This window comes from Streptomyces sp. NPDC001732, assembly GCF_053596315.1.
Genome location: NZ_JBSFFY010000052.1, coordinates 1 through 18,321, shown reverse-complemented (window position 1 = coordinate 18,321; position 18,321 = coordinate 1). Strand labels below are relative to the sequence as shown.

At 71.9% G+C, this 18,321-nt stretch carries 20 protein-coding genes and 1 pseudogene; 16 read left to right on the top strand and 5 right to left on the bottom strand.

Annotated elements, in window-relative coordinates; genetic code table 11:
• Nucleotides 1-9: 9 nt before the first annotated feature.
• Nucleotides 10-333, top strand: a pseudogene (locus ACWCXX_RS31660) (CU044_2847 family protein); the annotation flags it as partial.
• Between the two features lie 175 nt (nucleotides 334-508).
• On the opposite strand, the gene ACWCXX_RS31655 reads toward ACWCXX_RS31660, so the two are convergent.
• Entirely contained in the window at nucleotides 509-1,744 is a 1,236-nt protein-coding gene (locus ACWCXX_RS31655) for a YihY/virulence factor BrkB family protein (RefSeq protein ID WP_451133262.1), read from the bottom strand.
• Between the two features lie 17 nt (nucleotides 1,745-1,761).
• Here ACWCXX_RS31655 and ACWCXX_RS31650 point away from each other — a divergent pair, with 17 nt between their 5' ends.
• From ACWCXX_RS31650 to ACWCXX_RS31585, 14 genes are all read left to right on the top strand, one after another.
• Nucleotides 1,762-3,411 carry an acyl-CoA dehydrogenase family protein gene (locus tag ACWCXX_RS31650; protein WP_451133260.1) on the top strand — a complete coding sequence of 550 codons (1,650 nt, stop codon included), beginning with the start codon at nucleotides 1,762-1,764 and terminating at the stop codon, nucleotides 3,409-3,411.
• A gap of 260 nt (nucleotides 3,412-3,671) precedes the next feature.
• Nucleotides 3,672-4,952: a GAF domain-containing protein gene (locus ACWCXX_RS31645; protein ID WP_451133258.1), complete on the top strand. Its 1,281-nt coding sequence runs from the start codon at nucleotides 3,672-3,674 to the stop codon at nucleotides 4,950-4,952.
• Between the two features lie 105 nt (nucleotides 4,953-5,057).
• Nucleotides 5,058-5,654, top strand: coding sequence for a GNAT family N-acetyltransferase (locus ACWCXX_RS31640; RefSeq protein ID WP_451133256.1), 597 nt, complete (start codon nucleotides 5,058-5,060; stop codon nucleotides 5,652-5,654).
• A gap of 242 nt (nucleotides 5,655-5,896) precedes the next feature.
• Nucleotides 5,897-5,980, top strand: a complete 84-nt coding sequence (locus tag ACWCXX_RS31635) for a putative leader peptide (protein WP_451133299.1) — start codon at nucleotides 5,897-5,899, stop codon at nucleotides 5,978-5,980.
• Nucleotides 5,981-6,096: 116 nt separating this feature from the next.
• Nucleotides 6,097-7,794 carry a nitrite/sulfite reductase gene (locus ACWCXX_RS31630; protein ID WP_451133254.1) on the top strand — a complete coding sequence of 566 codons (1,698 nt, stop codon included), beginning with the start codon at nucleotides 6,097-6,099 and terminating at the stop codon, nucleotides 7,792-7,794.
• A complete protein-coding gene (locus ACWCXX_RS31625) occupies nucleotides 7,791-7,970 on the top strand; it encodes a hypothetical protein (protein ID WP_451133252.1) in 180 nt (59 codons plus the stop codon). Before ACWCXX_RS31630 ends, ACWCXX_RS31625 begins: the two co-directional genes overlap by 4 nt.
• A complete protein-coding gene (locus ACWCXX_RS31620) occupies nucleotides 7,967-8,683 on the top strand; it encodes a phosphoadenylyl-sulfate reductase (RefSeq protein ID WP_451133250.1) in 717 nt (238 codons plus the stop codon). The genes ACWCXX_RS31625 and ACWCXX_RS31620 overlap by 4 nt, the downstream gene beginning before the upstream one ends.
• A 23-nt stretch (nucleotides 8,684-8,706) precedes the next feature.
• Complete coding sequence (gene cysC, locus ACWCXX_RS31615) at nucleotides 8,707-9,252, top strand: adenylyl-sulfate kinase (RefSeq protein ID WP_451133248.1); 546 nt, start codon at nucleotides 8,707-8,709, stop codon at nucleotides 9,250-9,252.
• Complete coding sequence (cysD, locus tag ACWCXX_RS31610; RefSeq protein WP_451133246.1) at nucleotides 9,249-10,184, top strand: sulfate adenylyltransferase subunit CysD; 936 nt, start codon at nucleotides 9,249-9,251, stop codon at nucleotides 10,182-10,184. The genes cysC and cysD overlap by 4 nt, the downstream gene beginning before the upstream one ends.
• The gene (locus ACWCXX_RS31605) at nucleotides 10,185-11,519 is read left to right on the top strand and encodes a sulfate adenylyltransferase subunit 1 (RefSeq protein ID WP_451133244.1); all 1,335 of its coding nucleotides are present in this window, start codon (nucleotides 10,185-10,187) and stop codon (nucleotides 11,517-11,519) included. It abuts the gene before it with no gap.
• A gap of 228 nt (nucleotides 11,520-11,747) precedes the next feature.
• Nucleotides 11,748-12,863, top strand: coding sequence for an aliphatic sulfonate ABC transporter substrate-binding protein (locus ACWCXX_RS31600; RefSeq protein WP_451133242.1), 1,116 nt, complete (start codon nucleotides 11,748-11,750; stop codon nucleotides 12,861-12,863).
• A gap of 67 nt (nucleotides 12,864-12,930) precedes the next feature.
• Entirely contained in the window at nucleotides 12,931-13,719 is a 789-nt protein-coding gene (locus ACWCXX_RS31595; protein ID WP_451133240.1) for an ABC transporter ATP-binding protein, read from the top strand.
• The gene (locus ACWCXX_RS31590) at nucleotides 13,706-14,584 is read left to right on the top strand and encodes an ABC transporter permease (protein ID WP_451133238.1); all 879 of its coding nucleotides are present in this window, start codon (nucleotides 13,706-13,708) and stop codon (nucleotides 14,582-14,584) included. Before ACWCXX_RS31595 ends, ACWCXX_RS31590 begins: the two co-directional genes overlap by 14 nt.
• A gap of 8 nt (nucleotides 14,585-14,592) precedes the next feature.
• Complete coding sequence (locus tag ACWCXX_RS31585) at nucleotides 14,593-15,357, top strand: sirohydrochlorin chelatase (protein ID WP_451133236.1); 765 nt, start codon at nucleotides 14,593-14,595, stop codon at nucleotides 15,355-15,357.
• Nucleotides 15,358-15,367: 10 nt separating this feature from the next.
• Here ACWCXX_RS31585 and ACWCXX_RS31580 read toward each other — a convergent pair whose 3' ends face one another.
• A complete protein-coding gene (locus tag ACWCXX_RS31580) occupies nucleotides 15,368-16,003 on the bottom strand; it encodes a mycothiol-dependent nitroreductase Rv2466c family protein (protein ID WP_451133234.1) in 636 nt (211 codons plus the stop codon).
• Between the two features lie 221 nt (nucleotides 16,004-16,224).
• Here ACWCXX_RS31580 and ACWCXX_RS31575 point away from each other — a divergent pair, with 221 nt between their 5' ends.
• On the top strand, nucleotides 16,225-16,491 hold the full coding sequence (locus ACWCXX_RS31575; protein ID WP_451133232.1) for a hypothetical protein: 267 nt from the start codon (nucleotides 16,225-16,227) through the stop codon (nucleotides 16,489-16,491).
• A 52-nt stretch (nucleotides 16,492-16,543) separates the two neighbouring features.
• Here ACWCXX_RS31575 and ACWCXX_RS31570 read toward each other — a convergent pair whose 3' ends face one another.
• The 3 genes from ACWCXX_RS31570 to ACWCXX_RS31560 form a co-directional block, all read right to left on the bottom strand.
• Nucleotides 16,544-17,128 carry a TIGR03086 family metal-binding protein gene (locus ACWCXX_RS31570; RefSeq protein WP_451133230.1) on the bottom strand — a complete coding sequence of 195 codons (585 nt, stop codon included), beginning with the start codon at nucleotides 17,126-17,128 and terminating at the stop codon, nucleotides 16,544-16,546.
• A gap of 130 nt (nucleotides 17,129-17,258) precedes the next feature.
• On the bottom strand, nucleotides 17,259-17,645 hold the full coding sequence (locus ACWCXX_RS31565) for a nuclear transport factor 2 family protein (RefSeq protein WP_451133228.1): 387 nt from the start codon (nucleotides 17,643-17,645) through the stop codon (nucleotides 17,259-17,261).
• Complete coding sequence (locus ACWCXX_RS31560; protein ID WP_451133226.1) at nucleotides 17,642-18,217, bottom strand: DUF1697 domain-containing protein; 576 nt, start codon at nucleotides 18,215-18,217, stop codon at nucleotides 17,642-17,644. Before ACWCXX_RS31560 ends, ACWCXX_RS31565 begins: the two co-directional genes overlap by 4 nt.
• Between the last annotated feature and the right edge of the window lie 104 nt (nucleotides 18,218-18,321).

The window sequence follows — 18,321 nt, the reverse complement described above, 5'->3', positions numbered from 1 at the left end:
GGGGCACTCGTGACGGCACTGATGGAGTTCACCACCGACAGCGGCGCGACGGTGACGGTCGAGGTCGACCGTCAGGCGCAGGGGGCGAATCTGGTCGCCCTGGGCGACGACAACACCCTGACCAGAGCCGGTCGTACGTTCGACAGTGCACTCACGGGCATGCGGTCGGCGGCCGAGTCCGCCCTCGCGGTGTTCCGGGACGGCGCCCTGAAACCCGACGGGGTGGAGCTCGAATTCGGGGTGAAGATCACGGCGGAGGCCGGGGCCGTGATCGCCAAGAGCGCGGTGGAGGGCCACCTCGTGGTCAAGCTGTCCTGGTCCCCCGGGGCCGAGCGGGAGAACGCGGCGGCACCGCCCGCCGCCGGAGCGACGAGCGTTCCGCCGCCGACCGCGGCATCACCTACGCCGCCGGTGCCCGCCCAGGCCGCACCCGCGCCTCCCGCACCGACCGCGCCCCCGGCGCCTCCCGCCGGCTGACACGCCGCCCGGCGCCGGACGAACGGGGCCCTCAAGCACCGGCCGGCCGGTCCGCACCGCCGTCCGGCGGCTCCTGCTCCCCGTCCTTGTCCCCGTCCTTGTCCTTGTCCGGTTCCTTGTCGCGGCTCGGCTGCAGCCTGGACTTCACGTCGTCCGGCGGCAGGAACTTCGACCAGCGTTCCGGGAACTCGGAGGGCATGTAGGGGCTGCCCTCGTCGCCTTCGTCGTCGTCCTCGTCCTCGTCGTCCTCGTCCCAGCGGTACCGGTCCCGGTGCTCCGCCTGCGCCCTGGCGACCAGCTCCGCCGCCTGGGCCGCGCGCAGCCGGTCGTTGGCCGCGCGGGCGGCGGCCGTGGCCAGCGAGGGCCACACCCGGTCGATGGCCGCGTTCACCGCCGCTCCCACCAGCACCGCGAACGCGGAGATGCCGATCCACAGCAGCACGGCGATCGGGGCCGCCAGCGAGCCGTAGATCGTGGGCCCCTCAACCGTGCTGGTGAGGTAGATCCGCAGCAGGAAACTGCCCAGCACCCACATCGCGAGCGCCACCAGCGCGCCCGGCACGTCCTCGATCCACGGCGAACGCACCGGTACGGACACGTGGTAGAGCGTCGTCAGGAAGGCGATCGACAGCAGTATCACCAGCGGCCAGTACAGGATGCTTATGAGCTCGGTGCCCCAGGGGACGAACTCCACGACCCGGTCGGGGCCGACGACCAGCAGCGGCAGCACGACGGCCCCGAGCAGCAGCGCGACGACGTACAGCAGGAAGGCGAGCAGGCGCGTCTTGACGATGCCGCGGTGGCCGTCGAGCCCGTACATCACCGTGATCGTGTCGATGAAGACGTTGACCGCGCGGGAGCCGGACCAGAGCGCGATCGCGAAACCGATCGAGATGACGTCGGGCCGGGCGCCGGTGGTGATGTCGGCCAGCAGCGGCTTGGCGAAGTCGTTGACGCCGCGCTCGCTGAGCACGGTGTGTGCGGCGTTGAGGATGTTGCGCTCGATGGAGGCGACCGTGGTGGTGCTGGTCCATTCGTCGACGTAGCCGAGGAGCCCGATCAGGCCGAGGAGCAGGGGCGGCAGGGACAGCAGGGTGAAGAACGCCGCCTCGGCCGCGAGCCCCAGGATGCGGTACTCCATGCACGAGTTGACGGTGTCCTTGAGCAACTGCCAGGCCATCTGCCGCTTGGACACGTTGCGGTAGAGGACCCGGGCCCGGTGGAGTCGCCCGGCCGGCCGCTCGGGTGTTTCATCTGCTGCCTGCACGTCCTTACCGTATCGGCATGGCAGCCACCACCCACACAGTGTCCAACCAGGTCCCGCCGCTGGTCGGCTACGACGTCTTCGCCGCCGACCGGGTGCTCACCGAGGCCGTGCGACGGCACGTTCCGTCCGGCCTCCTGGCCGAGGTCCGGGGCGAACTCGGCGACCTCGGCAAATCCGCCGGCTCCGCGCAGGCGCAGGAGTGGGGCGAGCGAGCGAATGCGAATCCGCCGGTGCTGCGCACCCACGACCGGTACGGCCACCGCATCGACGAGGTGGACTTCCACCCGGCCTGGCACCGGCTGCTGGGCCACGCGGTCTCGGCGGGCCTCACCGGCGCCTGGAACCGGCCCGCGGGGCACGTGCGGCGGGCGGCCGGCTTCCTCGTGTGGACGCAGGCCGAGGCGGGGCACGGCTGTCCGCTGTCGATGACGCACGCGGCGGTGCCCGCGCTGCGGACCGATCCGGCGCTGGCCGCCGAGTGGGAACCGCTGCTGACCTCGTTCGTGTACGAGCAGGGGCTGCGGCCCGCCGCCCAGAAGGCCGGGGCGCTCCTCGGGATGGGCATGACGGAGAAGCAGGGCGGCACCGACGTGCGGTCGAACACCACCCGGGCCGAACCGCTGGCCGCGGCGGGCGAGTACCTGCTCACCGGGCACAAGTGGTTCTGCTCGGCGCCGATGTCCGACGGCTTCCTGGTGCTGGCGCAGGCGCCCGGGGGCCTGACGTGCTTCCTGCTGCCCCGGGTGCTGCCCGACGGCACCCGCAACACCTTCGCGATTCAGCGGCTCAAGGACAAGCTGGGCAACCGGTCGAACGCGTCGGCCGAGGTCGAGTTCGACGGCACGTGGGCGCGTCGGGTCGGCGAGGAGGGGCGCGGGGTGCGCACCATCATCGAGATGGTCGCGGCGACCCGGCTGGACTGTGTGCTCGGTTCGGCGGCGCTGATGCGGCAGGCGGTCGCGCAGGCGGTGCACCACTGCGCGTACCGCAGCGCGTTCGGCGGGGTGCTGATCGAGAAGCCGCTGATGCGCAACGTGCTGGCCGATCTGGCGCTGGAGTCGGAGGCCGCGACGGTGCTGGCGATGCGGCTGGCGGCGGCGTACGACGCCGGTACGGAGAGCGAGCGGGCCTTTCTGCGGATCGCGGTGCCCGTGGCGAAGTACTGGGTGACGAAGCGGTGCACGCCCCTGGTGGGCGAGGCGCTGGAGTGCTTGGGCGGCAACGGTTACGTCGAGGAGTCCGGGATGCCGCGGCTGCTGCGCGAGGCGCCGCTCAACTCGATCTGGGAGGGCTCGGGGAACGTGCAGGCGCTGGACGTGCTGCGGGCCCTGCAGCGTGAACCGGTGGCGCTGAACGCGTTCCTCCAGGAGGTCGGTGCGGCGCGCGGGGCCGACCACCGGCTGGACGGGGCGATCAGGGACATGCTGACGGAGCTCGCCGACCTGAACGGGATCGAGGCGCGGGCCCGCAGGCTGGCCGAGCGGATGGCGCTGGTGCTCCAGGGTTCGCTGCTGGTGCGCTGGGCTCCGCCGGAGGTGGCCGACGCGTTCTGCGCGTCCCGGCTGGGCGGGGACTGGGGGGCGGCCTTCGGGACGCTGCCGCACAGTCTGGACCTGGCCTCGGTGGTGGAACGGGCCCGTCCCGACCGCCGGGGCGGGGAGGGCTGACGAGAGCCGTCCGGGGAGGGCGCAGCGACGGAGGGTGGTGCTGCGCCGACACGGCACCACCCTCCTTGCTGTGCACACCGGACGGGGGGCACAGGCTCCGCCGCACGGTGTTCCCCCACTCTCGTACGAACCCGCACGTCCTCGCCAGAGTTGCAAAGGGTTGCAACCATTGTGCGGAGTGTGCGGTATCGGGCCCCGCGCAGCGGCAGGATGGGGCCGTGGAGTGTCGAGCAGTCCCTGTCGGACGGGGGGAAGCAAGCGTGGAGATCAGTGCTGCCGAGGTGAAGCGGTCGGCCGTCCCCCAGGCCGCCCAGGCCGTCCGCCTGGTTCACCGGGCCAGGGAGGCCAGGCTCGCCGGCAACCGTCCGGTGGTCGCCCCGCGGGCCGAGATCGGTGCCTCGTGGGACCGGATGCTGCGCAGCGGCATCGATCCCGACCAGTCCACCGAGAGCGTGCTGCTCGGGGTGGAGGAGATCGAGCACCGGCGCCGGACCTCGACGCTGGGCGAGGTGATGCCCCTGCTGAACGACGGCCTGGTCTCCCTGGCGGACACCGCCCAGCAGATCGTGGTGGTCACCGATGGGGAGGGCCGGGTGCTGTGGCGCCAGGGCAACACCCGGGTGCTGCGCCGGGCGGACAGCATCTGTCTGTCGGAGGGCGCGGCGTGGGCGGAGGCGAGCACGGGGACGAACGCGATCGGCACGGCGCTGATCTCGCGCCTCCCGATCCAGGTGCACTCGACGGAGCACTTCGTGCGGACGCTGCACAACTGGACGTGCGCGGCGGCCCCGATACGTGACCCGAGGGACGGCAAACTGATGGGCATCGTCGACATGAGCGGCCCCGCGTCCACGTTCCATCCGACGACGCTCGCCCTGGTCGGTTCGGTCGCCAGGCTGGCCGAGAGCGAGATCAGGAACCGGCATCTGCAGGCGCTGGACCGGCTGCGTTCGGTGGCGGCGCCGCTGCTGTGCCGGCTGGGCGGGCGGGCCCTGGCGGTGGACACCAACGGCTGGCTCGCGGCGGTGACCGGGATGCCGCCGATGGACCGGCTGCCGCTGCCCAAGTCGTTACGGCCGGGGCGGGTGTGGCTGCCGTCGCTCGGCATGTGCCGGGTCGAGCCGCTGCCCGGCGGCTGGCTGGTGCAGGTCGCGGACGGGCCGGCGGACGGGGCGCCGCAGCGGGTGGTGCTGGATCTGAGCCGGCCGCGCGGGCTCACGGTCAATGTGGTGGGGGCGGTGGGCACCTGGACGCAGCGGCTCTCGCCCCGTCACGCGGAGCTGCTGTACGCCCTGGCGCTGCACCGCGAGGGGCGTACGGCGTCCGAACTCGCCCAGGACATCTTCGGCGACGCGACCCGGACGGTGACGGTGCGGGCGGAGATCTCGCGGATGCGCCGCCACCTCGCGGAGGTGCTCGCGCACCGCCCGTACCGGTTCGGCGACGGCGTCGAGGTGGAGGTGATCCATCCGGACCACCCGGCCGACCTGCTGCCGCACTCGACGGCCCCGGTGGTGGTCAGGGCGCGCGCGGCCGGCTGAGGGCCGCCGGGAAGCGGGACGGCTGCGGGGCCGTCGCCGGAGCGGGCCGGCCTGGCCCGGGGACCGGCTTGGGGGCGGGCGGCGCGGCGTGGTTCCCTGACAGCCATGAACAACCCCGCACATACCGCACCGCCCGCCACCACCGAGGTGACCGTCTGGTCCCTGGAACAGACCTCCCCCGACGACCTGCGTCCCGCCGCCGCCCCGAAGGGCGATGTGCGGATCGTGCGCTCACAGGTGCCGCTGCCCGAGTTCAGCCGGTTCCTCTACACGGCGGTGGGTGGTGACATCCGGTGGACGGACCGGCTCGCCCTGACGTACGCGCAGTGGGAGGAGGTCCTGGGCCGGCCGGGCGCCGAGACCTGGGTGGCGTACAAGGACGGCACTCCGGCCGGGTACATCGAGCTGGACCCGCAGGACGAGGGTGTGGTCGAGGTCGTGTACTTCGGGCTGATGCCCGCCTTCCGGGGGCACGGGATCGGCGGCCATCTGCTCTCGTACGGGGTCGCCCGCGCCTGGGACCTGGCGGAGCGCTGGCCGGAGCGGACGCCGACGAAGCGGGTGTGGCTGCACACCTGCTCCGAGGACGGGCCGCACGCCATGGACAACTATCTGCGGCGCGGCTTCCGGCTCTTCGACACGAAGGTGGAGCTGGAGCCGGACGTGGCGACCCCCGGGCCGTGGCCCGGCGCACAGCGGTAGCGCCCGGCCCGGCATCCCTCTCCGTCGTGTCCCGCGCGGGGGCCCGGCCCCGGAATTTCACCGGGACCGGGCCCCCCGCTTCCGGACGACCGCCACCATGTGGGGAAATTGCAGCGATTACGGACGGCCCGGAAGGAGCGGTTCGCGTGACAGGCGCCACACCGTCTCACCCAGCGGGAGGTTCTCGTCCACATATTGGATAGTGGTGGACTGGCCCGAGAAGCGCGTGCCACGCTTCCGTCATGCCCGGAACTGGAACCGCCTTGGTGAGTCGACGCCACGTCGACCTCGGCCGCATGTCCAGCGCCATCTGTCCGGCGGGCTGAGAGTCCCAGCACCGCCGCGTTCCCCGCTTTCTTCTGCAGCATCTGCGCACCGCCGCGTCTCCATGCGAGTGTGCAGTTCAGAGCCGCCCTCCCGCAGTCCCGAAGGACGTACCGTCATGGCCGCCACCCCGAAACAGCCCGCGCCCGCCGCGCCCCGCCGCAAGGCTGGACGCCACCGCGGCGAAGGCCAGTGGGCCCTGGGGCACTACACCCCGCTGAACGGCAATGAGCAGTTCAAGAAGGATGACGACAGTCTCAATGTGCGGACACGTATTGAGACGATCTACTCCAAGCGCGGTTTCGACTCCATCGACCCCAACGACCTCCGTGGACGCATGCGCTGGTGGGGCCTGTACACCCAGCGGCGGGCCGGCATCGACGGCGGGAAGACCGCGGTCCTGGAGCCCGAGGAGCTGGAGGACAAGTACTTCATGATGCGGGTCCGCATCGACGGCGGGAAGCTGACCACCGAGCAGCTGCGCGTCATCGGTGAGATCTCGCAGGAGTACGCCCGCGGCAGCGCCGACATCACCGACCGGCAGAACGTCCAGATGCACTGGATCCGCATCGAGGACGTCCCGGCGATCTGGGAGAGGCTGGAGGCCGTCGGGCTCTCCACCACCGAGGCGTGCGGCGACTGCCCCCGCACGATGATCGGCTCCCCCGTGGCGGGCATCGCCGCCGACGAGATCGTCGACGGCACCCCGGCGCTGGAGGAGATCCACGCCCGCTACATCGGCAACCCCGAATTCTCCAACCTGCCGCGCAAGTTCAAGACCGCGATCTCCGGCTCCCCCGTGCAGGACGTGGTGCACGAGATCAACGACGTCGCCTTCGTCGGCGTCGAGCACCCCGAGCACGGGCCCGGCTTCGACCTCTGGGTCGGCGGCGGCCTCTCCACCAACCCCCGGCTGGCCGAACGGCTGGGCGCCTGGGTGCCGTTGGACGAGGTCGTGGACGTCTGGGCCGGCGTCGTCGGGATCTTCCGCGACTACGGGTACCGTCGGCTGCGCAACCGCGCCCGGCTGAAGTTCCTGGTCGCCGACTGGGGCGTCGCGAAGTTCCGGCGGGTGCTGGAGGACGAGTACCTGAAGCGCCCGATGCTGGACGGGCCCGCGCCCGCGGAGCCCAGCAGCCGGTGGCGCGACCACATCGGTGTCCACCCGCAGCGGGACGGCCGCTTCTACGTCGGTTTCGCCCCCCGGGTCGGACGCGTCGACGGCGCCGCCCTCGCCAAGATCGCCGACTTGGCCGAGGCGCACGGCTCCGGCCGGGTGCGCACCACCGTCGAGCAGAAGATGATCGTTCTCGACGTGGCGCAGGACCGGGTCGAGTCGCTGGCCGCCGCCCTGGAGGCGCTCGGCTTCCAGGTGAAGCCGTCGCCGTTCCGCCGTGGCACGATGGCCTGCACCGGCATCGAGTACTGCAAGCTGGCGATCGTCGAGACGAAGGCGCGCGGCGCCTCGCTCATCGACGAGCTGGAGCGCCGCCTGCCGGACTTCGACGAGCCGCTCACCATCAACATCAACGGCTGCCCCAACGCCTGCGCCCGCATCCAGACCGCCGACATCGGCCTCAAGGGCCAGCTCGTGCTGGACGCCGACGGCAACCAGGTCGAGGGCTACCAGGTGCACCTGGGCGGCGCCCTCGGGCTGGAGGCCGGTTTCGGCCGCAAGGTCCGCGGTCTGAAGGTCACCTCGGCCGAACTGCCCGACTACGTCGAGCGGGTCCTGGGCCGCTTCCAGGAGCAGCGCGAGGACGGCGAGCGGTTCGCGACCTGGGCGGCGCGCGCCAGTGCGGAGTCGCTGTCATGAGCGGACGCGCCGCACCGTTCTACTGCCCGTACTGCGGGGACGAGGACCTGCGCCCGCACGAGGCCGGTCACGGTGCCTGGGAGTGCGCCTCCTGCAACCGCGCGTTCAAGCTCGGGTTCCTGGGCCTGCTGACCCGGGGCCTGCGACGCGACTCGGGGGAAGGGGACGGAGCATGACGGCCGGACGGCTGAGCGCCGAACCCACCGCCGGGGAACTGGCGGAACTGGCCGGCCGGGCGGGCCGGGAGCTGGAGGACGCCTCCGCGACCGAGATCCTGAAGTGGGCCGCCGACACCTTCGGCAGGAAGTTCTGCGTCACCTCGTCCATGGAGGACGCGGTCGTCGCCCATCTCGCGTCGCGCGTCCTGCCCGGCGTGGACGTGGTCTTCCTCGACACCGGCTACCACTTCCCGGAGACGATCGGCACCCGCGACGCGGTCGAGGCGGTGATGGACGTCAACGTCATCACGCTCACGCCCCGGCAGACCGTGGCCGAGCAGGACGCCGAGTACGGGCCGAAGCTGCACGACCGCGACCCCGACCTGTGCTGCGCGCTGCGCAAGGTCGGGCCGCTCCGGGAGGGCCTGACCGGGTACACGGCCTGGGCGACCGGGCTGCGCCGCGACGAGTCCCCCACCCGGGCGAACACCCCGGTCGTCGGCTGGGACGGGAAGCGGCAGAAGGTCAAGATCTCGCCGATCGCCCGCTGGACGCAGGACGACGTGGAAGCGTACGTGGCGGAGCACGGCGTGCTCACCAACCCGCTGCTGATGGACGGTTATGCCTCCGTGGGCTGTGCGCCCTGCACCCGCCGGGTGCTGGAGGGCGAGGACGCCCGCGCCGGGCGCTGGGCGGGGCGGGGCAAGACCGAGTGCGGGCTGCACGACTGATGACGACTGATCAGGAGACTTCGATGAGCGTGACGGAGACGGGAGCCACCATCTGGCTGACCGGTCTGCCGAGCGCGGGCAAGACCACCATCGCGTACGAACTCGCCGGGCGGCTGCGCGGCGAGGGCCACCGGGTGGAGGTGCTAGACGGCGACGAGATCCGGGAGTTCCTCTCCGCGGGGCTCGGTTTCTCCCGCGAGGACCGCCACACCAACGTCCAGCGGATCGGCTTCGTCGCCGAGCTGCTGGCGGCCAACGGCGTGAAGGTGCTGGTCCCCGTCATCGCCCCGTACGCGGACAGCCGGGACGCGGTGCGGGGACGGCACCGGACCGAGGGCACCCCGTATCTGGAGGTGCATGTCGCGACCCCGGTCGAGGTGTGCTCCGAGCGTGACGTGAAGGGCCTGTACGCCAAGCAGGCGGCGGGCGAGATCAGCGGGCTGACCGGGGTCGACGACCCGTACGAGGAGCCCGAGTCGCCCGATCTGAGGATCGAGTCGCATCGCCAGAGCGTGCAGGAGTCCGCGGCGGAGCTGTACGCGCTGCTGAGCGAGAGGGGTGTGGCATGACGACCGCCGCGACCGTGTCGGAAGGCACCGGCAGTCCGTACGCACTCAGCCACCTGGACTCGCTGGAGTCCGAGGCGGTGCACATCTTCCGCGAGGTGGCGGGCGAGTTCGAGCGGCCGGTGATCCTCTTCTCCGGCGGCAAGGACTCGATCGTGATGCTGCACCTGGCGCTCAAGGCGTTCGCGCCCGCGCCGGTGCCGTTCGCGCTGCTGCACGTCGACACCGGGCACAACTTCCCCGAGGTGCTGGAATACCGCGACCGCGCGGTGGCCCGGCACGGACTGCGGCTGCACGTCGCCTCCGTGCAGGAGTACATCGACGCCGGGAAGCTGCGCGAGCGCCCGGACGGCACCCGCAACCCGTTGCAGACGGTGCCGCTGACCGAGGCGATCCAGCAGTACCGCTTCGACGCCGTGTTCGGCGGCGGGCGCCGCGACGAGGAGAAGGCCCGTGCCAAGGAGCGGGTCTTCTCGCTGCGCGACGAGTTCTCCCAGTGGGACCCGCGCCGCCAGCGCCCCGAGCTGTGGCAGCTCTACAACGGCCGGCACGCCCCCGGTGAGCACGTCCGGGTCTTCCCGATCTCCAACTGGACCGAGCTGGACGTCTGGCAGTACATCGCCCGCGAGGGCATCGAGCTCCCGGAGATCTACTTCGCCCACGACCGCGAGGTCTTCAACCGCAACGGCATGTGGCTGACCGCAGGCGACTGGGGCGGCCCCAAGGACCACGAGGACGTCGAGACCCGGCAGGTGCGCTACCGCACCGTCGGCGACATGTCGTGCACCGGCGCGGTCGACTCGGACGCGACGACGCTGGACGCCGTGATCGCCGAGATCGCCGCCTCCCGGCTCACCGAGCGGGGCGCGACGCGCGCCGACGACAAGCTGTCCGAGGCCGCGATGGAAGACCGCAAGCGCGAGGGGTACTTCTAGATGACCACCACAGCCGAGCAGTTGTCGGCCACCACCCTGCTGCGGTTCGCCACCGCGGGGTCCGTCGACGACGGCAAGTCCACCCTCGTGGGGCGTCTGCTGCACGACTCCAGGTCGGTCCTCGCCGACCAGCTGGAGGCCGTCGAGCACGCCTCGCGCAGCCGGGGCCAGGAGGCGCCCGACCTGGCGCTGCTGACCGACGGTCTGCGGGCCGAGCGCGAGCAGGGCATCACCATCGACGTCGCCTACCGGTACTTCGCGACGCCGCGCCGCCGCTTCATCCTGGCCGACACGCCGGGCCATGTGCAGTACACCCGGAACATGGTGACCGGCGCGTCGACGGCCGAGCTGGCCGTCGTCCTGGTCGACGCCCGCAACGGGGTCGTCGAGCAGACCCGTCGGCACGCCGCCGTCGCCGCGCTGCTGCGGGTGCCGCACGTGGTGCTGGCCGTCAACAAGATGGACCTGGTCGACTACGCGGAGCCGGTGTTCGCCGCCATCGCCGAGGAGTTCACCGCGTACGCCGCCTCGCTCGGCGTCCCGGAGATCACCGCGATACCGATCTCCGCGCTGGCCGGGGACAACGTCGTGGAGCCGTCCGCGCACATGGACTGGTACGGCGGCCCGACGGTCCTCGAACACCTGGAGACGGTGCCGGTCAGCCACGACCTCACCGCCTGCCACGCCCGTTTCCCCGTGCAGTACGTGATCCGGCCGCAGACGGCCGAGCACCCCGACTACCGCGGCTACGCGGGCCAGATCGCGGCCGGGACGTTCCGGGTCGGCGAGGCCGTCACCGTGCTGCCCTCGGGCCGCACGTCGACCATCACCGCGATCGACGCGCTCGGCGAGAGCGTGGACATCGCCTGGGCGCCGCAATCCGTGACGCTCCGGCTGGCCGACGACATCGACATCTCGCGCGGCGACCTGATCGCCCCCTCCGCCGACGCCCCGGCGGTCACCCAGGACGTGGAGGCGACCGTCTGCCACGTCGCCGACCAGCCGCTCGACGTCGGCCGGCGGGTGCTGATCAAGCACACCACCCGCACGGTCAAGGCGATCGTCAAGGACATCCCCTCGCGCCTCGCGCTGGACGACCTCTCCCAGCACCCGGCGCCCGGCCGGCTCGTCGCCAACGACATCGGCCGGGTCGTCCTGCGGACCGCGGAGCCGCTCGCCCTGGACTCGTACGCGGACTCCCGGCGCACCGGCTCGTTCCTCCTGATCGACCCGGCGGACGGCACCACGCTGACGGCCGGCATGGCGGGCGCCTCGTTCGCCACCGCGGCCGGGTCCGTCGACGACGCGTCCGACGACGCCGAATGGGACTTCTGATGAGCATCGACGTCTACGCCACGTTCGCGAAGGAGGGCGGCCGCGTCGGCAGCGGCGCCCTCGGCAGCGGCCAGGGCGGAGTCGCGCGATGTGCGCGATGACGTACGCGCACCGCCCGCGCGCCCGGTCGTACCACCCGAACCGCCAGTCAGAACCTGCCGACCGCCCGGCCGCGTCCCCGTAGCTCCGAGGGGCGCGAGCACCGGGCCTACGAGAGGAAGACCTCCCGTGCCTGCCCCCCGCACCACGCTGCGCCGAAGCCTCGCCGCCGTCGCCGCACTGCCGCTGCTCGCCGTCGCGCTCACCGCCTGCGGTTACGGTTCCGAGGCGAAGGAGGACGACGCCGGGAAGGCGGGCGGGCCGGCCGACGGCAGGAAGCTCTCCGCGGACACCGTGCGGATCGGCTACTTCCCCAACCTCACCCACGCCACCGCCCTGGTCGGCGACCGGGAGGGGATCTTCCAGAAGGAACTGGGCGGCACCCGGCTGAAGACCGCCCAGTTCAACGCGGGCCCCTCCGAGATCGAGGCGCTCAACGCCGACTCGATCGACATCGGCTTCATCGGCCCGTCGCCCGCCGTCAACGGCTTCACCAAGTCCGGCGGCAAGAGCCTGCGGATCATCGGCGGTTCGGCGTCCGGCGGGGTGAAGCTGGTCGTGAACCCGAAGAAGATCAAGACCCTGGACGACCTCAGGGGCAAGCGGATCGCCACCCCGCAGCTCGGCAACACCCAGGACGTGGCCTTCCTCAACTGGATCTCCGAGAAGGGCTGGAAGGTCGACGCCCAGAGCGGCAGGGGCGACGTCTCCGTGGTCCGCACGGACAACAAGGTGACCCCGGGCGCCTACGCGTCCGGTTCCGTCGACGGCGCCTGGGTCCCCGAGCCCACCGCGTCCAAGCTGGTCGCCGAGGGGGCGAAGGAACTGCTCGACGAGTCGAGCCTGTGGCCGGACAACAAGTTCGTGATCACCAACATCATCGTGTCGCAGAAGTTCCTGAACGCGCACCCGGACGTCGTCGAGGCGGTGCTGCGCGGCTCGGTGAAGACCAACGCGTGGATCGACGCCAACCCCGAGAAGGCGAAGGAGTCCGCCAACTCCGCGCTGGAGAAGCTGACCGGCAAGGCGCTGCCCGCCGATGTCGTCGACCCCGCGTGGAAGTCGATCCGGCTCACCGACGACCCGCTGGCCGCCACGCTCGACGCGCAGGCCCGGCACGCGGTGAAGGCCGGGCTGCTGGAGAAGCCGGACCTCGACGGGATCTACGACCTGAGGCCGCTGAACAAGGTCCTCAGGGCCGAGGGCAGGCCCGAGGTCGCCGACGCCGGTCTCGGCGTCGAGTAGCAGACCGGCGGTCGGGGCGGCCCGAGCCGTCCGGACCCGAACCCAGGATTCCCAGGAGGTGACGACCATGGCGAACACTCTCACCAGGGCCGAGGACCGTACGGCGATCGGGCACGCCGCCCGCATCACGCACGTGTCCAAGTCCTTCGGCGGGCCGCAGGGGCGGCAGCTCGTCCTCGACGACATCACGCTCGATGTCGCACCGGGCGAGTTCGTCACCCTCCTGGGGGCCTCCGGATGCGGGAAGTCGACCCTGCTCAATCTGGTGGCCGGACTCGACCGCCCGACCTCGGGGTCCATCGAGACCCCGGGCGGGCGGCCGGCCCTGATGTTCCAGGAGCACGCCCTGTTCCCGTGGCTGACCGCGGGCAAGAACATCGAGCTCGCGCTGCGGCTGCGCGGCGTGGCCGGGCCGGAGCGCCGCGCGGAGGCGGAGCGGCTGCTCGAACTCGTACGGCTCGGCGGGGCGTACAAGAAGCGGGTGCACGAGCTCTCTGGCGGCATGCGGCAGCGGGTGGCAATGGCCCGCGCCCTCGCCCAGGACAGTCAACTGCTGCTGATGGACGAGCCGTTCGCCGCGCTCGACGCCATCACCCGGGACGTGCTGCACGACGAGCTGACCCGGATCTGGCGCGAGACGAACCTCTCGGTCCTCTTCGTCACCCACAACGTGCGCGAGGCCGTGCGGCTCGCCGAGCGGGTCGTCCTGCTGTCGTCCCGCCCCGGCCGGATCGCCCGCGAGTGGACGGTCGGCATCGCGCAGCCGCGCCGCATCGAGGACAACGCGGTCGCGGAGCTGTCCGTCGAGATCACCGAACAACTGCGTGGGGAGATCCGCCGTCATGGCCGGCACTGAAACGAAGCCCGACGACCTGGCCGGTCTGGAGGCGGGGCTCGACGCGCTGGACACCGTGCAGCCGCGCCGCACCCCGGTGCGCGAGGTGCTGGTGCGCAAGGTGCTGCCGCCGGTGCTCGCGGTGGGACTGGTGGTCGTCGTCTGGCAGCTGCTCGTCCGGGCCCAGGTCACCGACGACTACAAGCTGCCGTCACCGGCCGCGGTGTGGGACAGCGCGGCGCAGATGTGGTTGCAGGGGACGCTCCTGGACGTCGTCTGGACCAGCGTCTCGCGCGGTCTGCTCGGCTTCCTGCTCGCCGTGGCCATCGGTACGCCGCTGGGTCTGCTGGTCGCCCGGGTGCGGTTCGTGCGGGCCGCGATCGGCCCGATCCTGTCCGGGCTCCAGTCCCTGCCGTCGGTGGCCTGGGTCGCACCGGCCGTGATCTGGCTCGGGCTGAACGACCGGATGATGTACGCCGTGATCCTGCTGGGCGCCGTTCCCTCGGTCGCCAACGGGCTGGTCTCCGGCGTCGACCAGGTGCCGCCGCTGTTCCTCCGGGCGGGCCGTACGCTCGGCGCGACCGGGCTGCGCGGGACCCGGCACATCGTGCTGCCGGCCGCACTGCCCGGCTATCTGGCCGGGCTCAAGCAGGGCTGGGCGTTCTCCTGGCGCTCGCTGATGGCCGCCGAGATCATCGCGTCCTCCCCCGATCTCGGCCTGGGGCTCGGGCAGTTGCTGGAGAACGGCCGCAACAACGCGGACATGCCGGGCATCTTCCTCGCCATCATCCTGATCCTGTTCGTCGGCATCGCGGTCGACCTGCTCGCCTTCAGCCCGCTGGAGCGGTGGGTGCTGCGCAGCCGCGGCCTCCTCGTCAAGAACTGAGCCCGGTCATGAACGCCCCGGTACTCCTCGTCGTCGCCCACGGCAGCCGTGACCCGCGGCACGCGGCGACCGTGCACGCGCTCACCGCGCGGGTGCGGTCGCTGCGGCCGGGGCTGCGCGTGGAGACCGGTTTCCTGGACTTCAACGCGCCGTCGGTGCCGCGGGTACTGGAGCGGCTGGCGGCGCAGGGCGCGGCGGAGGTCGTCGCACTCCCCCTGCTCCTCACCCGGGCCTTCCACGCCAAGTCCGACGTCCCGGCGGTGCTGCGCGAGGCCCGGACGAGGCTGCCCCGGCTGCGCGTCCGGCAGGCCGGGGTGCTCGGCCCGTCGCCGTTGCTGAACGCGGCCCTGGAACGGCGGCTGCGCGAGGCCGGGATCCGTCCCGGCGACCGGAGTTCGACCGGGCTGGTCCTGGCCTCGGCGGGCTCCACGGACCCGGAGGCGATCGCAGTGATCGCTGAAATCGCGCGGGAGCTGCGGCACACCGGTTGGTGTTCCGTGCGGCCTGCGTTCGCCTCCGCCACCTCTCCCCACGGGTTCCCCCGCACCGAGGACGCGGTACGGGCCCTGCGGGAGGAGGGGGTACGACGGGTGGCGGTGGCCCCTTGTGTCATCGCGCCCGGCCGGCTCCCCGACCGGATCGCCGCGGGCGCGGCCGGTGCGGACGTGCTGGCCGATGTCCTGGGCCCGGCACCGGAGTTGGCGCGGCTGCTGCTGGCCCGGTACGACGGGGCCCGGGTCCCGGCGGCCCGGACCGCCGTGCTCAGCGCGTGACGCGGCGCGGTCACCCCACGTCCAGGCCGCCCGTCCGGGTCCGCTTGAGCTCGAAGAAGTCCGGGTTCCCGGCGAGCGTGCGGAAGCTGTCGAAGAACCGCCCCGCCTCCTCGCCGCGCGGCGCGGCCCGCAGGACGGGCCCGAACCAGACCGCGCCGTCGACGTGGATGGTGGGCGTACCGACGTAGGCGTCCGCCTCCGGGTCCTTGCCGGCGTCGTGGCTGCGCCGCAGTGCCTCGTCGTACGCCTGCGAGTGCGCGGCGTCCGCCAGGGTTGCGGGCAGGCCCAGTTCCGCGAGGGATTCGGCGACGACCTGGTCGAAGTCCTCGTTCTTCTCCCGGTGTATGCGGGTGCCCATCGCGGTGTAGAGGTCGCGCAGGACACCGTCGCCGTGTTCGGCCGCCGCGGCGACCGCGACCCGCACCGGACCGATCGACCTGTCGACCAGGTCCCGGTACCAGTCGGGGAGTTCGTTGCCGATGTTGTGCAGATGGAGGCTCATGACGCGGAAGCGGAGCTCGATGTCGCGGTGCTGCTCCACCTCCAGCATCCAGCGGGAGGTGATCCAGGCGAACGGGCAGGCCGGGTCGAAGTAGAAGTCGACGGTGGTCCGGCCCGGTCCGGGCGTGTGCGGTGTGCTGTTCATGGGTCGAGCGTAGACACGAAGTGGCATACGGTCCCGGGCCATTCGCCATCGTTTCCCCTGGGCCAATCAATCCAGCGGCGGGGCGTCGGCGGCAGGCGGTGGCATCCGCTGATGCCCACCGTCGAAACCCTGGTCCCGCAGGCCGGGCAGACCGACACCGATGGCCTGCGCGCGTTCGACGCGGACGGACTGGCCGAGTACGTGACCGATCCGGCGCATCCGTGGTGGCGCCGCAGGCCCTGTGTGCCCGCGCCCACGACCCGCAGGACGTGGCGGAGGCCCGTATCGCGCTCCTGGATCTCCTCACCGACCCGGACCGGCTCCGCGGCCACCTCCGCGAGGCGCCGACGACCGAGGCGAAGCTGCGGGCGGCGTACGCACTGCACCGCCTCACCGGCGAGATCCGGGTCACCGGCCTCTGTGTCTCCCACTTCGGCGGTCGCCGCCCCCTGGACATCGGCACCCTGCTCTTCTACTGGCAGGACTGACGCCTCTCGTCCGGGCCGGGCCGCACCCGGTGGGGTTCCGGCAGACCGTGGCTCAGGCCGCGGTCCAGTACGGGTCGCGTCCGCTGCGGGCCACCGCGCGCTCGAACACCGACGCCGATTCGGGCACGGCGACCTCGTCGGCGAAGCCGTCGTACTGCCGGTAGAGCGCGGCGGTGCTGTCGACGACACCGAGGACGTACGCTGCCGCCTCGTCGGAGAGCCGGAATTCCTCCCCGACGACCCGGGCCACGTCCCAGCCGTGCAGGGCCGTCTCCTCGATGAGCATCGCGGCGATGTCGGCGGCCGGCGAGGTCGAACCCCCGAGGTCCACCTCCCCCTCCCAGACGGCCGGGTCCGCCCAGGCCGCGACGGCCCGGTCCAACTGCTCGGCGTACTGCTGCGCCCAGTCGGCGTCGGCGGTGAAGTCCCGCCCGGTGAGCTCGTCCGGAAGATCCTTGCGCAGGGCCCGGTGTTCCAGGCCGTGGGAGGTGTAGAGCACCCAGTGATTGATGAGCCCCCGCAGGTCCCAGTCACCGCAGGGCGTCTTCGGCGCGTCGAGCTGTCCGGCACCGATGGAGCGGGCGATACGGGCCGCCTCGGCGGCGACTTCGGTCATGTGAGCGTGCTCGTTCTTCATGCCGTCAGCCTATGACCGGCCCCCGGAGCAGGAATTGAAGAAAGGCGACAGCGATCCACACGACTTCCGGGCCCCGCCCCGGTTCCCGGTCCCGCGCCCGGGAAGCGCAAAGCGCTCCTGAGACCTCGGGTCAGCAGGTGGTGCCGGGGTCCGTGGCGGTGAACGGGGTGGCCTGGTGGAAGTACAGCACCCAGCCGTCGTCGGTCGGCCGCCAGAGCGAACTGCGGTGGGACAGGCGGCCCTTCGTCTCGGTGTCGTAGGTGAGGTGGACGAGTTCGTCGCCGAACTGGACTCCGCTCATCCGGGACGCGGTGAGCGGTCCGGGGCGGGGGGCGTCCGCGGCGGTGAGTTCGGCGATGATCGTGTCGCGGTCCCAGATCCGGCCCTCGTGGTCGATCTCGCGGTACTCGGGGTGCAGCACCCGGGAGAGGAGTTCGGGGGAGGCGCGTACGGCCGGGTCCAGGAGGCGCAGCTCGCCCTCGACCGCCGCTGCCACACCGGGGGACGGTTCGCTCATGTGCGGGCTCCGTCCTGTGCGGTACCGGTCGTCGCCGTCATCTCCACCAGCTTGACCACGGTGTTCCAGTTGCGCGAGGTGGCGACGAGGCCCTTGGTGAGGGAGGGGCGTGCCAGTGCGGCGCCGAGCTTCGAGGTGCCCAGTCCGCCGGGGGTGTAGAGGTAGAGCGCGCGGTTCCCGAGGCGGAACTCCTCGGGGAGGAAGGCCGCCGGGTCGATCGGGGCGAAGCGGTCGGCGTCGAGCTGCTGGTCGTAGTACGTGATGTGCAGCTGCCTGCCTTCGAGTTCGGCGGCGGGGAACGGGCAGGCCGCCGCGGTCTCCGCCAGGTAGGCGCCGTCCCTGACCAGGCAGGGGACCGGGAAGCCGAACCGTTTCCCGATGGCCTGCTCCAGCTCTGCGGCGAGGGCGTTCTCGTCGTCGGCCGCGCTGCTGAAGACGGCGTTGCCGCTCTGCAGATGGGTACGGACGTCTCCGTGGCCCAGTTCGGTGAGCAGTGTGCGGAGTTCGGCCATCGGGACCCGTTTGTGGCCGCTCACGTTGATTCCGCGCAACAGCGCCGCGTACATCGTCATGGCCACACCCTAAGGGCTGTCCCGTAATCCCTGGTGGATCAGCGTGCGGCGTCAGACGCGGTGCATCGCAAGGCGGAGGGACGCCCGAATACTGGACGTATTCG

What these genes read in the sequence shown, in the direction of transcription:
- ACWCXX_RS31560 (WP_451133226.1), bottom strand. Translation starts at nt 18,217, where the DNA reads ATGACGATGTACGCGGCGCTGTTGCGCGGAATCAACGTGAGCGGCCAC.
- cysC (WP_451133248.1), top strand. Translation starts at nt 8,707, where the DNA reads ATGAGCGTGACGGAGACGGGAGCCACCATCTGGCTGACCGGTCTGCCG.
- ACWCXX_RS31620 (WP_451133250.1), top strand. Translation starts at nt 7,967, where the DNA reads ATGACGGCCGGACGGCTGAGCGCCGAACCCACCGCCGGGGAACTGGCG.
- ACWCXX_RS31635 (WP_451133299.1), top strand. Translation starts at nt 5,897, where the DNA reads ATGCCCGGAACTGGAACCGCCTTGGTGAGTCGACGCCACGTCGACCTC.
- cysD (WP_451133246.1), top strand. Translation starts at nt 9,249, where the DNA reads ATGACGACCGCCGCGACCGTGTCGGAAGGCACCGGCAGTCCGTACGCA.
- ACWCXX_RS31605 (WP_451133244.1), top strand. Translation starts at nt 10,185, where the DNA reads ATGACCACCACAGCCGAGCAGTTGTCGGCCACCACCCTGCTGCGGTTC.
- ACWCXX_RS31580 (WP_451133234.1), bottom strand. Translation starts at nt 16,003, where the DNA reads ATGAACAGCACACCGCACACGCCCGGACCGGGCCGGACCACCGTCGAC.
- ACWCXX_RS31640 (WP_451133256.1), top strand. Translation starts at nt 5,058, where the DNA reads ATGAACAACCCCGCACATACCGCACCGCCCGCCACCACCGAGGTGACC.
- ACWCXX_RS31625 (WP_451133252.1), top strand. Translation starts at nt 7,791, where the DNA reads ATGAGCGGACGCGCCGCACCGTTCTACTGCCCGTACTGCGGGGACGAG.
- ACWCXX_RS31570 (WP_451133230.1), bottom strand. Translation starts at nt 17,128, where the DNA reads ATGAAGAACGAGCACGCTCACATGACCGAAGTCGCCGCCGAGGCGGCC.
- ACWCXX_RS31565 (WP_451133228.1), bottom strand. Translation starts at nt 17,645, where the DNA reads ATGAGCGAACCGTCCCCCGGTGTGGCAGCGGCGGTCGAGGGCGAGCTG.
- ACWCXX_RS31595 (WP_451133240.1), top strand. Translation starts at nt 12,931, where the DNA reads ATGGCGAACACTCTCACCAGGGCCGAGGACCGTACGGCGATCGGGCAC.
- ACWCXX_RS31590 (WP_451133238.1), top strand. Translation starts at nt 13,706, where the DNA reads ATGGCCGGCACTGAAACGAAGCCCGACGACCTGGCCGGTCTGGAGGCG.
- ACWCXX_RS31585 (WP_451133236.1), top strand. Translation starts at nt 14,593, where the DNA reads ATGAACGCCCCGGTACTCCTCGTCGTCGCCCACGGCAGCCGTGACCCG.
- ACWCXX_RS31630 (WP_451133254.1), top strand. Translation starts at nt 6,097, where the DNA reads ATGGCCGCCACCCCGAAACAGCCCGCGCCCGCCGCGCCCCGCCGCAAG.
- ACWCXX_RS31650 (WP_451133260.1), top strand. Translation starts at nt 1,762, where the DNA reads ATGGCAGCCACCACCCACACAGTGTCCAACCAGGTCCCGCCGCTGGTC.